Raw genomic sequence first — 14468 nt, 5'->3', positions numbered from 1 at the left:
ACCTCATATTAAGTTGCTATGTTTAGTATGAGGTATAAGATTTGTTTATCTTATTATTGTTGATCAATTTTCTCTTTTAACTTTTTGATAATGTTTTTAACTATTGAAGTGACTGCTGTGTAAGATTCTTCATCTTCATCTTCATCGATTTCGTTCTTATTTTTTTGTAAATCCTGTATGAAATTTTGCCAAAAAGCTAATTCCTCCTTGATTATGTTTATGTTTTTTAAATTATTATAGCGTTTAATTAGGGTTTTATTTAAATAAACAAGCTCTTCTTCTGTGTAAAAAGGAAGATTACGTTTAAAATTAGCAATATCTCCTTGTTTATCGAAGATTGTTAGTTGGCCATATTGATTATCATCACATAAATACTGTTCTAATTTGTTTAATTCTTCTGATTTTAACAAATTAGTAATAAACATATATTTATGATTATTGATATTTTGGATGATGTCTGAGGTGTATTTAAGTAATCTATTAAGTTGAAATTGCTTAATTACCCCAAATTTTTGGTTTTGTTTTAAATAATCAGCTAGTTTTATGCCTATTTGGTTCCAAAAGTGAAGTTCTAAGGTCATATAATCTGCAATTGGATATCTTGTGTCTAAATAACGATGATATATAACGTAATTGAAATTATATAGTTGTTTATTCGTAAGCTTATATATTGCTTCTAAAAAATCTGTTGGATTAATACGGCTAAAAACAGGTTGATTGTTATTCTCATGCCATAAGAATGTTTGTAGGGATGTGATATCATCTTGCTTCATGTAAATTGAAATATCCACACCTAGCTCTATTTGTTTTATTTTATCAATTATTTCTTTTTGCTTTTGGTGGAATAAATTCCAAATTTTTATAAATGTAGGGTTGCTAGACGATATGTATCCATGGTTTGTTTTATTATTGTCATTGAAGTCTATTGATGAATCAAACCTTATGTTGATCCATTTAAGACAATATTTCTCCAGCCATTGAGGCGAATATTTTTCCAAATAGCGTTGAGCTGTTTGTTCAATTTCTTCTGTTGTTTCTGAAATTAATTTTAGTTCTGACCAGCGTATGATTAAGCCAATAGTATGGAAATATTCATAGTAATCTTCTTCTTTTAGAGTATTAAAGTTATGAAGAAGTTGTTTTGATAAAGTATCAAAAATGTGGTCATCAAGAGTTTGGAAGTCATATAACTTCATCCATAATGGTTGTTCATCTTCTGGGATGAAATATGATAGTTGATTGGTTATTTCTTTGACTTCAGAATAATCATTTTTGAGTAAAATACGCTTCCATACTTCTGTTGGATATATTAAATTAGTTTGTTGATTAAAATCATCAGGCAATGAATGGTGTTTAAGGATAGCGAGTTTTAAATCAAAAAAATTAGAAATTAAATCCTTTAGAAAATTAGAGCTTTGTCTATGGTTCTCGTCTAAATGATCAAGTAAATATCGGAAATCATCTAAAGATTGTTTTAATTGTCGTAAGTTTTGTATGTGATGTTTCGTGTATATAAATTCTATAATATTATGGTATGGTGATATTAGGTCATTATATGGATGCTGGTCTATGAAATAGAATAGAACTTTATTTAAATCACTTTGAACTTCAAACGTTTTCCCAATAACTTTTTCTTTGAATTTCTTATAGGTTTCACGATTTTTAAGATCATCTTCACTGATATAAGCTTTTGCTTCTGAGATTTCCTTTTCTTCCGTTTGCTCTTGTTGTATGAATTCCTTAGTAAGCTCATCTTCATTGGCGATTAAGATGACTTTAAGATGATCACGTTCAACAAAAGCATTGATATGTCCCAGTAGCTCTTTAAGGGGAATATCTGTGCGTTCTAGATCATCAAAGACAAAAGTAATGTTGTTTTTATTTTTATCAAATAAGAATTTCTCTAGTTTTTTTGATAGGTTTTCAGAAGATTTTTGTAATTTGTCTTGTTTAATTTTAATTGGCGTATCTAGCAGATTCCAAACTGTTCCTGCCGCAGTTAAGGCCTTTCCTATTACTCGTGCTCCGTGTCCTAATCCAACCTCTAAAGAATAGCAAATTTCTTGGCCAATTTGATCATCAAGATCAGCAGTGGTTTTTAAACCAAACAGACTAATTTTAAAGATATATTTTTGCTGCCCATCTTTTGATTTTATTTTATCAATAAACTGATCAATATAATAAGTTTTGCCACAGCCCCATGATCCTGTTAATAAAATAGCAGAATCCGCTGGTTCTTCTTGATTGATATAATATTCTAAATACTCAGTAATATGCTGATTCTTATCTGGATTTGGATTTGAGGTTTCTGTCATGATTAAATCTATGTTATGTTCTGCCAATTACAGGGGTAGTTTATCATAACTCCGTAATAATTTGTTTGTTTTTCAATCAGTTTTATTCCAGATATCAAAGTTTATCGCAATGCAAAATGCACCAATCTCATTAGGACACTTAATAGAAGAGGGAGCGGAGCTCTTAAAAATTGCGGAAATCGAAGATGTGCGAAGAGAGGCTCAACTCTTAATTGCTGCGGCTTTACAAAAGAGTATGACAGAGATCTTTATGATGGATAAAAACACGTTGATTGACCCTGTGTTAATTCGTCAATATTTTGCAAGACGTGCAAAACGAGAACCTTTTGCTTATATTGTGAAAGAGCAAGGGTTTTGGAGCCTTGATTTGGAAGTTTCTCCAGCAACATTAATTCCTCGGGCAGATAGCGAAGCATTAATCGAAGTTTTATTAAAATTGTTCCCCGATAGAAAAGCGCCTTATCGATTTTTGGATTTAGGTACAGGGACGGGTTGTTTGTTATTAGCAGCGTTGTCAGAATATCCAAATGCTTTTGGAGTAGGGATAGATGTTGTTCCTCAGGCCGCGGCTTTGGCTTCTAACAATGCACAGCGCTGCCAGTTGCAAGATAGAACCGTTTTTATGGCTGGTCATTGGGCAGATGCGATACAGGGGCAGTTTGATGTAATTCTTTCTAATCCTCCTTATATTCGCAAGCATGAGCTTTTAGAATTAATGCCAGAAGTGCAAAGTTATGAGCCGATGTCTGCCCTGGATGGTGGGGAAGATGGCTTAGATGCTTATCGATATATTTGTGATCAAGCAGTTGATTTATTATCAGATAAAGGTATAATAATATTGGAGCTAGGAATAAAGCAAGATCAAGAAATCGCTAAATACGCTTTATCCAAAGGATTATATGTTGTGGAAAAACAACATGATCTAAATGATTGTATTAGAGCTCTTGTTTTATCTAGATAGAAGCTATAAAAAGATGTGGCGATTTATTAGATAAATTGTTTAACGATTTATTAGATAAATTGTTTAAAGGTAAAATAGTAATCGTATATTACCAGATAGAGTTAAGTGAATTAATTAGTTTTACGCTAAAGAGTGATGATAGAAACTAATTAATATACTGGAAGATTCATATTTTTATTATGACATTTAAATAGTGACTTTTCAGAACTTAGTTCCTGAATGTAAAGCTATTGCGAATAGGAAAGCACAGCGCAACTTATGAATACAAAACGTATGCGAAGCCGTTACCATCGGTCTGGTAATGGAGGTTCTCGTCATCAAAATGGACAGACCTCATTAAATCGAAATCATGTTTTCGACAGTAACGGGCCTGATACACGTATCCGTGGAACAGCGCAACAATTGCACGAAAAATACCTTCAACATGGTCGTGATGCATTAAGCTCTGGGGATCGTGTTGCCGCAGAAAGCTTTTTTCAATATGCGGAACATTATTCTCGTATTTTAAATATGATGAACCAGTCCGCACAACAGCGTAATAATAATCGTCCTCAACAATCTAATGGATATTCAGAAAATTCTTCTGAAACTACACCTGCTGTTGCACAAGAAGAGCAACCTCAGACAGAACCTGTTGTTGAAGCTATTGAGATTTTATCAGAACCAGTTGAGCAACCTGTTGATAGAGTTGCCCCTGTTTATGAAGAAGAAAATTCTGAACCAGCTCCGGTTCGTCCAGCACGTAGAGGCAGACCTGCACGTTCTGTTGCTGCGAAAAAGAAATTGCAAGAAGAAAGCAATTAAAAATATTTTTTAAAGATGAGAGAAAAAAGCTTGACTTCCTGTATGGAATAAGGGTAATTAGACCTCGTCTTTAAGATTTATTAAGGCGGCGTAGCTCAGTGGTAGAGCAGGGGAATCATAATCCCTTGGTCGGTGGTTCAAATCCGCCCGTCGCTACCATATAATTCAAGTTAATTATATGGCCATTAACATTATTCCACATATTTAAATTTTCATATGGTCTCTTTTTATGCTTTTTAATGCATAAGGGGTTGATTTTTTTGGTTTAGTGATTTACATTTTTGTCTCTGTCCATACATTTAGTTTTAGTACGAGTTGCTTTGTTTTATGACGGTGTATGAACAGAACCTTTAGTAAATTTTAGAATGCGGCTTGGAATCTAGCTGCAACGGCATCCATATTTCTTCCTCGTGTATTTAATGGATTGTTAGGCGTAGAAGTCGCCATAATATGATCATAATTTAATGAAACTCGGAAATGCGGGCTTGGATACCAGTTTAAACCACCTGTCCACGTTGTTTGTTGTCCGCCGTTAACACCATCAATAGAATTCTTATGACTATTAAGGTCAAGAACGCTCCAACGGCCACTAATTTCTAATGCTCCCCAATGATTTTGTTTTGGATCAAAATCATACTCTACGCCAGGTGCACGAAATGCAGCAGCACGAATATCATAACTTCTTGGTTTTCCCAAAATAGTATAGGTCAGAGATGTGTAATATCCATTAAAGTTTAGATTGCTGTTATTATCAGAGCGGTTAATGCCATATTCAATATATTCTGCTTTGGCGAGGAATCTTTTCCAACGGAATCCAACTTCTGGTCCTGCTTCCCAAACGTTACTTACATTATTTAAAGCGCCTGTTTGGATCAGTGTTTCCTGAGTTAATCTAAACCCAGGAGAACCAGAGAAGCTATATTGTTTTCCATTATTCGTTTGTGCAACGTTAAAGGCACTGGATGCAGATGCACCTAAGTGGAAATCGATATCTTTGCTGACATAAGGACGTCCAGCAATGCGTAATACACCACCTGTTTGGTCTTTTATAATATTCGGATTATCTTTTGTTGAACTATAGGTATGGCCTGTAAAGTAAGAACCAATATACCAACGTTTTCCATAAGTAACCCCACCAATACTAAACCTAGAATCGCCAGCAGCAATACCACGTGCTAACTCAACAGCAGCAGGTCTTTCCATCAAAACGCCTTCGTTAGAGCTTTCTGAGCCTTCTAAGGTGATACGAGGTTCAAAGAATCCTAAGGTGAGGATAGTATTCTTAATACCACCATATTGCATGTTGGCTTCATATAAGGTCGATGTACTATTTCCAAAATCAGGGGTAATATTAACCGAGTAATCAGTATATCTAAATGTGAAGGGAATACGTGCACGGCGGAGGTTCTCTCTGAATTGAGAGAAACGTCCTTTTGTTTCGCCTTTTCTGGTGCCAGAGTTAATATAGCTACCCATATCCTCTTGTAATGCTAAGCCAATTGAGAAGCTATAACGACCATCATCAGTCGCAATGGTTGGTCTACCGCCTGGGAAGCCAATTCGTAATCCTCCGACATATACGGTTTCATCATGTTGTGTTGCCGAAGAAAAAAGAGGCATATTCGGAGACCAAAAAGATGCACCACGATCGGGTGGAGGAAGGCCTCGATTATGCAGTAGGTCAAGAACTGTTGTTTGGTTTTTCTTAGCATCGTCTGATTGATCGGCAACATTAATTGTTTGTGCTTTTTGTTCTGTTGGAACAACCATAGAGCCACTTTGAGCAATAGGTGTTGGTGCAGTCGTCGTTGTCGTTGACGCAACCGTTTGTGTTGTTGTGGTTGGCGCTGCAATTGCTTTAGGCGTTTGCTGAGCAACGCTGATATTCTTTTTATGAGTGTGTGCGCTAGAAGCTTGAGCGGTTTTTAATGCTTTTTGTTGAGAGCGTAGGGTTGTAACTTCTTTTTTTAATGCCATGATTTGCTTATTCATTTCTAGCATTTGTTGCTGCATTGCTTTTAAAGTAGCTTCTTGGCTACTATCTGCATAAGCCCAATGCAAAGGAATAAATTCTGTGCCAATAATAGTAGTTATTAAAAGTGTTAAATGAAATTTGTTACAAATAGCCATAAAAGAAAACCCTAATTCATAAAATGATTACAGGTCTTTTAACCTATTTAAATAAAGTTTAGGTTGCATTCAGGTAATAGTTTTGTGAATTTTATATGACAAACGTTAAAAATGAGGCATTATTTTTCACAAAATCTTCACACGTATTTATTCTTTTTTTCTGTAAAGTTCTCGTAAGCGTGATTTTCATTGAACTTTAAGGAAATATTTATGTCTTTGTTCCACACTAAACATCTGCGTATGGTTTCTGTTATTGGGTTGTCTTTTGCTTTTTTTGCAGTTGTTTTACCTTCTGCTCATGCACAAGATACTGCGACAGTAACAGGAGTTGGGTCTAGTTTTGCAGCACCACTTTATCAAAATTGGGCAGCGAGTGCGTTAAAGGATATAAATCTTAAAGTAAATTATCAGCCATTAGGGTCTAGTGCTGGTCAGAATCAAATTATTGCCAAGACAGTTAATTTTGGTGCGCTGGATATGTCGACTTCGGTAGAGCAATTAAGTCAAGCGAATTTGGTACAATTTCCGACGGCGATTGGTGGTATTGCAGTTGTTGTGAACATTCCTGGAATTAAAGAAAATAAATTAAGATTAACAGGTGATCTTATTGCGGATATATATGCAGGAAAAATTACAAAATGGAATGATCCGCGCATTGTTGCAATGAACAAAGATCTTGCTTTGTCCGCCATTGACATTGCACCTATTTATCGTGCTGATGGTTCAGGAACGACTCAAGTATTTACGTCTTATTTGTCTAAAGAATCAGAAGGTTGGAAGAAATCTTTTGGTTCAAATACGTCTATTGCTTGGCCAACAGGAATGGGCGGGCGTGGCAATGGTTCTGTTGCTTCAATGGTTAAAAATATGGAAGGTGGCATTGGATATGTTGAATATGCATATGCGCTTCAAAATCATTTAAATACGGCACAGTTAAAAAATCTAGCGGGTGAGTTTGTTTCTATTAATGAAGATACCATTCAAGCCGCGGCAAAAGCTGCGGATTGGATTCATGCAAGAAATTACAGTATTGATTTGATTGATATGAAAGGCGATGATTCTTGGCCGATTGTTTCAACGACTTATGTATTAATTCCTGCATTTAATAAAGATTCCAAAGAAGTCACTAAATTCTTCCAGTGGGGGTTTTCTCATGGGGATGAGATTGCAAGCAAGCTGCACTATGTTCCTTTACCGATTGTGGTGAAAGAAAAAATTGCAAAAACTTGGGAATATGCAGGGGTTTCCTCAACAGACGCAAAGACAAAATAATGAGTCTTAAACAATCAGCTTATCAATCTGAAAAGAAAATTATTCCTTATCTTTTCTCATCCTTGATGTGGTGTGGTGGGGCTTTGATTCTCTTGATTTTCTTGGGGCTTATTTTCGAGTTGTGTTGGCAAGGAAGGCAAGCTTTTTCAGCTTTTGGTTTTCATTTTATTACCTCTACAACTTGGAATCCAGGTAATCAGGAATTTAGTGCTGGGACGGCTTTAATCGGAACGCTTGTGAGTTCCTTTATTGGGGTGATCTTGGCACTGCCTTTGTCTTTTGGATGTGCTTATTGTTTAAATGAATTATTACCCCAGAGAATTGCTAGGTATATTACGGCAGCAACCCAATTATTAGCAGCGATTCCATCAATTATTTTAGGGATGTGGGGTTTCTTTATTCTTGTCCCATTAATGGCGCATTATGTGCAACCATTTTTAAAACATCTTTTCGGGCCTGTTCCTTATTTAGATCTGTTGTTCTCAGGAGGAACATTTGGGGTAGGGATATTAACAGCAGGCCTTATTTTAGCAATTATGATTACGCCTTTTATTACGGCAATTATGCAAGAGGCCTTTGCCAATACGCCGACCATGTTAAAAGAAAGTGCTTATAGTTTAGGCGCAACGAAATGGGAAGTGATGCATCAAGTGATTCTCCCTTGGGTGCAAAAAGGCGTGGTTGGTGGCGTTGTTTTAGGATGGGGAAGAGCCCTTGGAGAAACAATGGCTGTTACTTTTGTGATTGGGAATGCGCATCACGTCAGTTGGTCGCTGTTTATGCCAACGAATACGATTGCTTCTTTGATTGCGTTGGAATTTTCAGAAAGTGCTGCGGGTAGTTTAAAAATGTCTTCGTTGATGGCGCTAGGGGCAGTATTGATGGTGATTTCATTCTTTGTGTTGTTTTGTTCGCAGCTCTTGTTAAAGCAAGTGCTAAAATCACGATAGGATTTTATAAAAATGGCACATCTTCATAATAAATTACAAGGGCGCTCTCCTCATTTAATGCGGTGGCGGTTTATTAAAAACCATTGCATGACAGTGTTTGCATTTTTTACTATTTTAATCATGCTTTGCATCCTTATTTCTATTCTTGCAACGCTGATTATCAATGGATTATCTGGATTATCATTGTTTACATTAACGCATATGACTGCACCTCAAGGATTACCAGGAGGATTATTAAATCCGATCTTAGGAAGTTTAATTCAAGTTGGATTAGCAACATTGATTGCAATTCCTTTGGGGATTATGGGCGGTATTTTTCTAGCAGAATGTAGTAATAAGAAATTAAGTGCTGTAATTCGCTTTATTGCCGATATGATGATGTCTGTGCCTTCTATTTTAATTGGGTTGTTTGTTTATATTTTATTGGTCATGACGTTTGGATATTCAGCATTTGCAGGATCTTGTTCGCTAGCTGTATTAGCCTTGCCCGTGATTGCTAGAACAACCGAAGAAGCATTGAATATGGTTCCTAGTGCTATTCATGAGGCTGGCTTTGCGTTGGGGGCTCCGAAATGGAAAGTCATTTTATGGGTTTGTCTTCCCGCAGCAAGAGGTGGGGTGATTACAGGGATTTTATTAGCAATCTCTAGAATAGCAGGTGAAACAGCACCTTTATTATTTACATCCCTTGGAAATTCTGACTGGAGTTGGAATATCTTTAAACCGATGGCGAGCCTTCCGTTAACGATTTATCAATATGCTGATTCTGCCGATGATACGTGGATACAACTGGCTTGGACGGCAGCGTTGGTTATTACTATTTTTGTTTTATGTTTAAATTTAATTGCCCGAATATATGTGGATAGACGTCGGAAAAAGGATCAATAAATATGACGGCTAATGATGTTGCCATTTCCATTAAAAAAGTTGATTTTTATTATGGTGCCTACCATGCGCTTAGGGATATTAACTTTGATATCCATGCGAAAAAAGTTACTGCAATGATTGGTCCTTCTGGATGTGGGAAATCCACCCTCTTGAGAATGTTAAACAGGATGTATGATTTATATCCTAATCAACAAGCAAAAGGGGAAGTGTTGTTTGATGGTGTTAATATTCTCGATAAAGATATTGATTTGAATATTCTTCGATCTCGTGTTGGGATGGTGTTTCAAAAAACAACCCCTTTTAGTATGTCTATTTACGAAAATATTGCATTTGGGATTAAACTTTATGAGCGCCCATCCTCTGCACGTATTCAAGAAAAGATAGAAAAAGTATTGCGACAAGTGGCTTTGTGGGATGAGGTTAAAGATCGTTTACATCGTTCTGCTTTGGGACTTTCTGGGGGGCAGCAACAACGTTTATGTATTGCCAGAGCCTTAGCGGTGGAACCCGAAGTTTTGTTATTGGATGAGCCGACCTCTGCGTTAGATCCTGTTTCAACCGCAAAAATTGAAGAGTTATTGGATATTTTAAAAGAGAATCATACGATTGTTCTTGTGACGCATAATTTACAACAGGCTGCACGTTGTGCGGATAAAGTTGCGTTCTTTTATTCTGGGGAATTGGTAGAGATGAATGATGCTGCAATTTTATTTACCAAACCATCACAAGCAAAAACGCATGATTATATTACGGGACGTTTTGGGTAAGAATAGGAAATGATGATGAAAGAGAAACTTCCAGAACATACAATCAGTCGTTATGAACAAGAATTAGAGCAGTTACGCAGTATGATTTTGCGGATGTTTGGTATGGTTGAAAATCAGTTGGCACAAACATTGGTTGTTTTGAAAGAGCGTAAAGTCGATACTGCGTATGAGATTGCGTTACAAGATATTGAGGTAGATGCATATGAACGCATGATTAGTGCGTTTTCAATTCAAATTTTAGCACTACGTTCGCCGATGGCGATTGATTTGCGAGAAATTGTTTCTGCGTTTAAAGTGAGTGTTGATTTAGAGCGTATTGGGGATTTGATAGCAGGAACATGTCGTCGAATTGTACAAATCAAGACTATTCCAGAGAGTGTTTCTTTGTCAGGTTTATTAACAATGGGAAGACAAGTTCAAGAGAATTTACGTCAAGTTGTGATTGCAATTACGCAACAAGATCAAAAAATGATGCTGCATTTATGGAATGCAGATAATTTAATTGATGATTTATATTTGTCTGTATTTACTGAATTGACGGATTTAATGGCAAAAGAGCCTCAATATATTTTAGTATGTTCTCATTTATTATTTATGGTAAAAAATTTAGAAAGAATAGGCGATCATATTACGAATATCGTAGAAAATTATTATTATGTTTTTACAGGGGATACGTTGCCTTATCAACGTGTAGGTCCCGTAGATGTGATAGAGGATGATAAGGACGCGTGATGAGTATTTTAGCCAATATTCTGATTGTTGAGGATGATGCTTCTATAGCTTTGTTGTTACAGTATAATCTCGTTAAAAAAGGTTATAAGGTCGATGTTGCTGGAAGCTATGCTGAGGCTTTATCGTATATTCAACAAAATTCATATTCTGCACTGATTTTGGATTGGAATTTACCCGGTGGGACAGGGTTAGATATTTGTCATTATATTCGTAATCAAGAGGAGTTTTCTTCTTTGGCGGTGATTATGTTGACCGCAAGAGGAGAAGAAAACGACGAGGTATCAGCCTTTGATGTTGGTGTTGATGATTATATTACCAAACCATTCAGTATCGATACGTTGTTGCTGAGATTAAAAGCAGTTCTTCGGCGCTCTAAAGTGGAAACAAAGACTCAAGAAGATCATTTACAATTTGAAGATATTCTTTTTAAAGCATCAGAGCATCGCGTTTATCGTGGAGAGCGCGTTTTAAATCTTGGCCCGACTGAATATAAAATGTTGGAATATTTTTTGCGTAGTCCTAAAAAAGTATTTTCTCGTGAGGACTTATTAATTGCAGTTTGGGGGGAGAATATGAATGTTGAAATTCGAACGGTTGATGTTCATATTTTACGGCTTAGAAAAGAGCTAAACGCAGGCGGAGAGCGCGATATTATTCGAACGATTCGTTCTGCTGGATATGCGCTTGATGTTCAGTGATGCATCTATAGTTGAATTCTTTATTAGTGTTATTGCTGCTGGAGTATTTCTCTTTTTTATGTGGCTGTTGCTACATGGGCTTCGACAAAAAACGATTGAAGTAAAGCAAGAGGACGTTACAAATGATGCTTATCGTTTTGATGTGGCGTTTACAGCTTTAAAACAAGCAATCGATCATATTCAAACCCCCATTTTACTGGTTGCGCATGAATATGCAAGTGCTTCTATTTCGGTTAGAAATCAACTGAAGAAAAATTTTCCTTTAGTTGCTAATTCTATTGCTTATGAAAAAAATATTTATATGCAAGATCATTTTAATGATGTGATCTTAGATCTGTTAAGACATCCAGTATTTTTTCAGACGATAGAGGACTATGTGGTTTCTCCAGTTCCAGAAATAGAAATCCATTTGGATTTGCCTAAACCATATCATTTTAAGTTAATGTTAAATACTTACGAGCCAACGCATATTTTGCACAATGTTTTGGTGGTGACATTGATTGATCAAAGTCAATCTGAACTTTTAAATCAAATGCGTAGTGATTTTATTGCGCATGCCAGTCATGAGTTGCGTACTCCTTTGACTTCTTTAGATGGATTTATTCAAACCTTATTAGGGGGAGGGGTTGATGATCCACAAACACAAAAGCAATTTCTAGAAATTATGCAACAGCAAGTTGGGCGTATGATTCGTTTAACAAATGGATTGTTAAGCTTATCTCGAGTGGAACGCGATGAATATCGACTTTTAACAGATCAAGTCGATTTAAAGCAGATTCTTCAACAAATTGCGCAAGAAGCACACTTAAAGATCAAGCAAGCTGGAATTATTTTAGAGTATCAAGATGATGTTGAGGCGCAAGACGTAGAGATTTTTGCAGATAGAGATCAGCTTTTCCAGATTTTTCATAATTTACTAGAAAATGCTATTCGATATGCACCTTTAGGAAATAATAAAGATGCGAAGATTCTTTGTAGATTATCTTTTTCAGAGGATAGTTTGAAATGGCCAGGCTTAGGATGGGTTGTTTCGATTACAGATAATGGACCTGGGATTGAAAAGAATCATATTCCTCGTTTAACGGAACGTTTTTATCGTGCTGATGATAAAAATGGAGGAACAGGATTGGGACTTGCCATTGTAAAGCATTTGGTAACACGTCATAAAGGGGCACTTTTTATCGAAAGTCAGCTTGGAGAAGGAAGCTGTTTTTCAATATGGTTTCCCATGCATTATACATGACATCAATTATTTAAATTATAAGGGGAAAATGGTGCTGTTAGAGAGCGTTACTAACATATTGATTTTATTAAATATTATTTAAATTCAATGGTTTATACGCTATATTTTTTAATAAAAACACCCTATTTTACTACTTTTTTTAATATATTTTACACCAAATTACACCATGATATAATCAAAAAAAAGAATCGTATTAAAGAGGTATATCATGGCAACTATTATTAAAAGAAACGGCTCTTATCGTGTCCAGATTAGTCGAAAAGGCAAACGTTTATCTGCAACGTTTGATACTAAAGCTCAAGCAGAGATATGGGCCTATCAAATGGAAGCAATGATTTTAAACGATGAAAACCTTAATCAAGAAATTATTGTGAATGAGGCATTAAGTGTTGTTGATATATTCGAGAAGTATAAAAATACAGTTTCACCAAAAAAAAGAGGTTTCATTAAAGAAAAGATTAGAATCGAGAAACTGTGTCGAGATTCTACTTTCTTAATCCCTATCGAGAAATTAACAAATAAAGTGATGGCTAATTGGCGAGATAAAAGATTAACCGAAGTTCAACCTTTGACTGTCAAACGAGAGTTAATCTTAATATCGGGGATTTTAAACACGGCTATTAAAGAATGGGGGGTTGATTTACCATACAATCCCGTTAAAATGATTCAACAACCTAAAAATCCAAGGCCACGTAGTCAACGAATATCAGAGGAAAATAAGCTAAAGATTGTTGAGCAACTTAATTGGGATATGAAAACGCCACCTACAACGACAAGTCAATGGGTAGCTTTTGCTTTTTGTTTTGCCTTGGCAACAGCGATGCGTAGAGGAGAAATATGTTCCTTTACATGGGGGGATTTATATCTTGAGGAATCTTATATTCATCTTGATATGACAAAGAATGGAGATGAAAGAAATGTTCCTTTATCTACTAAAGCTAAATCTTTGCTAAGATTATTAATTCCTCAAAATAAAAACATCAGAGTTGTTGCAATTACTCCAGATGTGTTAAGTTCTACATTTAGAAAAGCCAAGATCGCAGTAGGATTAGAAAATATAAGATTCCATGATGCAAGACGAGAGGCTACTACGCAATTTTCTGAAAAACTTTCTAATCCTTTGGAGTTGTCTGCTCTAACAGGACATAAAGATATTAATTTGTTAAGAAGAACTTATTATAATCCAGACGTTAGTAAAATTGCCAAGAAATTAGATTAGAAGATATTATATTTATTTTTAGGACGACCACGACTTGATTTATTGTTTTTATCATCTTTAAGCCATTCATTGACTGTATCAACATGCCATTTTGTTTTTGACGTTCTGGTATGTGGAGGCACTCTTTCTGGGTGTTCACGTCTTAGTACGGGCAAATATTTTGGTGAACATCCTAATATCTCAGCCAACTCTTTATATCCAATAACTTTTTTTGTTGTTTCCATCAATCACCCTCCATAATGTCCTTAGCTTTTAAATATCGTGTAACTTTTTGTGTCATTTTTTATCTCCCGCAAACTTACTAAGATCAGGCGGTGTATATCCATCACCTTTTTTAATCTTGCCATTTTCATCAAATACAGGCTTACCATCGACAAACTTTGACCAGTTAGAACGGTTTACCTCGTTTAATGCGCCCTCAATGTCGATACCGTGCATGTATGCAAGACCAATAGCAGTAACAATTTGATCTGCAAGAGCATCTGCGAA

14 protein-coding genes and 1 tRNA gene are annotated in these 14468 nt (G+C 35.8%); 11 read left to right on the top strand and 4 right to left on the bottom strand.

The features are described 5' to 3' along the window. Positions 1-53: 53 nt before the first annotated feature. A complete protein-coding gene (locus CIN_RS10540; RefSeq protein ID WP_008855086.1) occupies positions 54-2315 on the bottom strand; it encodes a P-loop NTPase fold protein in 2262 nt (753 codons plus the stop codon). Between the two features lie 109 nt (positions 2316-2424). Here CIN_RS10540 and prmC point away from each other — a divergent pair, with 109 nt between their 5' ends. The 3 genes from prmC (at position 2425) to CIN_RS10525 (ending at position 4239) form a co-directional block, all read left to right on the top strand. After that, a complete protein-coding gene (gene prmC, locus CIN_RS10535) occupies positions 2425-3276 on the top strand; it encodes a peptide chain release factor N(5)-glutamine methyltransferase (protein WP_008855085.1) in 852 nt (283 codons plus the stop codon). A 258-nt stretch (positions 3277-3534) separates the two neighbouring features. Then, entirely contained in the window at positions 3535-4080 is a 546-nt protein-coding gene (locus tag CIN_RS12230; protein WP_008855084.1) for a DUF4167 domain-containing protein, read from the top strand. A gap of 84 nt (positions 4081-4164) precedes the next feature. Next, a tRNA-Met gene (locus tag CIN_RS10525) sits at positions 4165-4239 on the top strand. Between the two features lie 201 nt (positions 4240-4440). Here CIN_RS10525 and CIN_RS10520 read toward each other — a convergent pair. Further along, complete coding sequence (locus tag CIN_RS10520) at positions 4441-6210, bottom strand: OprO/OprP family phosphate-selective porin (RefSeq protein ID WP_008855083.1); 1770 nt, start codon at positions 6208-6210, stop codon at positions 4441-4443. A 210-nt stretch (positions 6211-6420) separates the two neighbouring features. Here CIN_RS10520 and pstS point away from each other — a divergent pair, with 210 nt between their 5' ends. From pstS to CIN_RS10480, 8 genes are all read left to right on the top strand, one after another. Beyond that, complete coding sequence (pstS, locus tag CIN_RS10515) at positions 6421-7482, top strand: phosphate ABC transporter substrate-binding protein PstS (RefSeq protein ID WP_245527842.1); 1062 nt, start codon at positions 6421-6423, stop codon at positions 7480-7482. Beyond that, positions 7482-8432 (top strand): phosphate ABC transporter permease subunit PstC, encoded by a 951-nt coding sequence (gene pstC, locus CIN_RS10510; RefSeq protein ID WP_139017010.1) that lies wholly within the window; start codon positions 7482-7484, stop codon positions 8430-8432. The genes pstS and pstC overlap by 1 nt, the downstream gene beginning before the upstream one ends. A gap of 87 nt (positions 8433-8519) precedes the next feature. After that, a complete protein-coding gene (gene pstA / locus CIN_RS10505) occupies positions 8520-9320 on the top strand; it encodes a phosphate ABC transporter permease PstA (protein WP_008855080.1) in 801 nt (266 codons plus the stop codon). A gap of 2 nt (positions 9321-9322) precedes the next feature. Next, positions 9323-10087 carry a phosphate ABC transporter ATP-binding protein PstB gene (gene pstB, locus CIN_RS10500; protein WP_008855079.1) on the top strand — a complete coding sequence of 255 codons (765 nt, stop codon included), beginning with the start codon at positions 9323-9325 and terminating at the stop codon, positions 10085-10087. Positions 10088-10096: 9 nt separating this feature from the next. Next, the gene (gene phoU, locus CIN_RS10495; RefSeq protein ID WP_008855078.1) at positions 10097-10819 is read left to right on the top strand and encodes a phosphate signaling complex protein PhoU; all 723 of its coding nucleotides are present in this window, start codon (positions 10097-10099) and stop codon (positions 10817-10819) included. Further along, positions 10819-11517 carry a response regulator gene (locus tag CIN_RS10490; protein ID WP_008855077.1) on the top strand — a complete coding sequence of 233 codons (699 nt, stop codon included), beginning with the start codon at positions 10819-10821 and terminating at the stop codon, positions 11515-11517. The genes phoU and CIN_RS10490 overlap by 1 nt, the downstream gene beginning before the upstream one ends. After that, entirely contained in the window at positions 11507-12760 is a 1254-nt protein-coding gene (locus tag CIN_RS11605) for a sensor histidine kinase (RefSeq protein ID WP_050798431.1), read from the top strand. The genes CIN_RS10490 and CIN_RS11605 overlap by 11 nt, the downstream gene beginning before the upstream one ends. 208 nt (positions 12761-12968) lie before the next feature. Then, entirely contained in the window at positions 12969-13979 is a 1011-nt protein-coding gene (locus tag CIN_RS10480; RefSeq protein ID WP_008855075.1) for a site-specific integrase, read from the top strand. Here CIN_RS10480 and CIN_RS10475 read toward each other — a convergent pair. Both CIN_RS10475 and CIN_RS10470 read right to left on the bottom strand, forming a co-directional pair. After that, positions 13976-14203 carry a hypothetical protein gene (locus tag CIN_RS10475; protein ID WP_008855074.1) on the bottom strand — a complete coding sequence of 76 codons (228 nt, stop codon included), beginning with the start codon at positions 14201-14203 and terminating at the stop codon, positions 13976-13978. The two genes, CIN_RS10480 and CIN_RS10475, sit on opposite strands and share 4 nt — an antisense overlap. A gap of 52 nt (positions 14204-14255) precedes the next feature. Next, positions 14256-14468 (bottom strand): nucleoside triphosphate pyrophosphohydrolase family protein (locus CIN_RS10470; RefSeq protein ID WP_040364431.1); only part of this gene is annotated, 213 nt, incomplete at its 5' end.

The organism is Commensalibacter intestini A911 (assembly GCF_000231445.1).
Lineage (GTDB): Bacteria > Pseudomonadota > Alphaproteobacteria > Acetobacterales > Acetobacteraceae > Commensalibacter > Commensalibacter intestini.
This window is presented reverse-complemented; position numbering and strand designations above follow the sequence as displayed.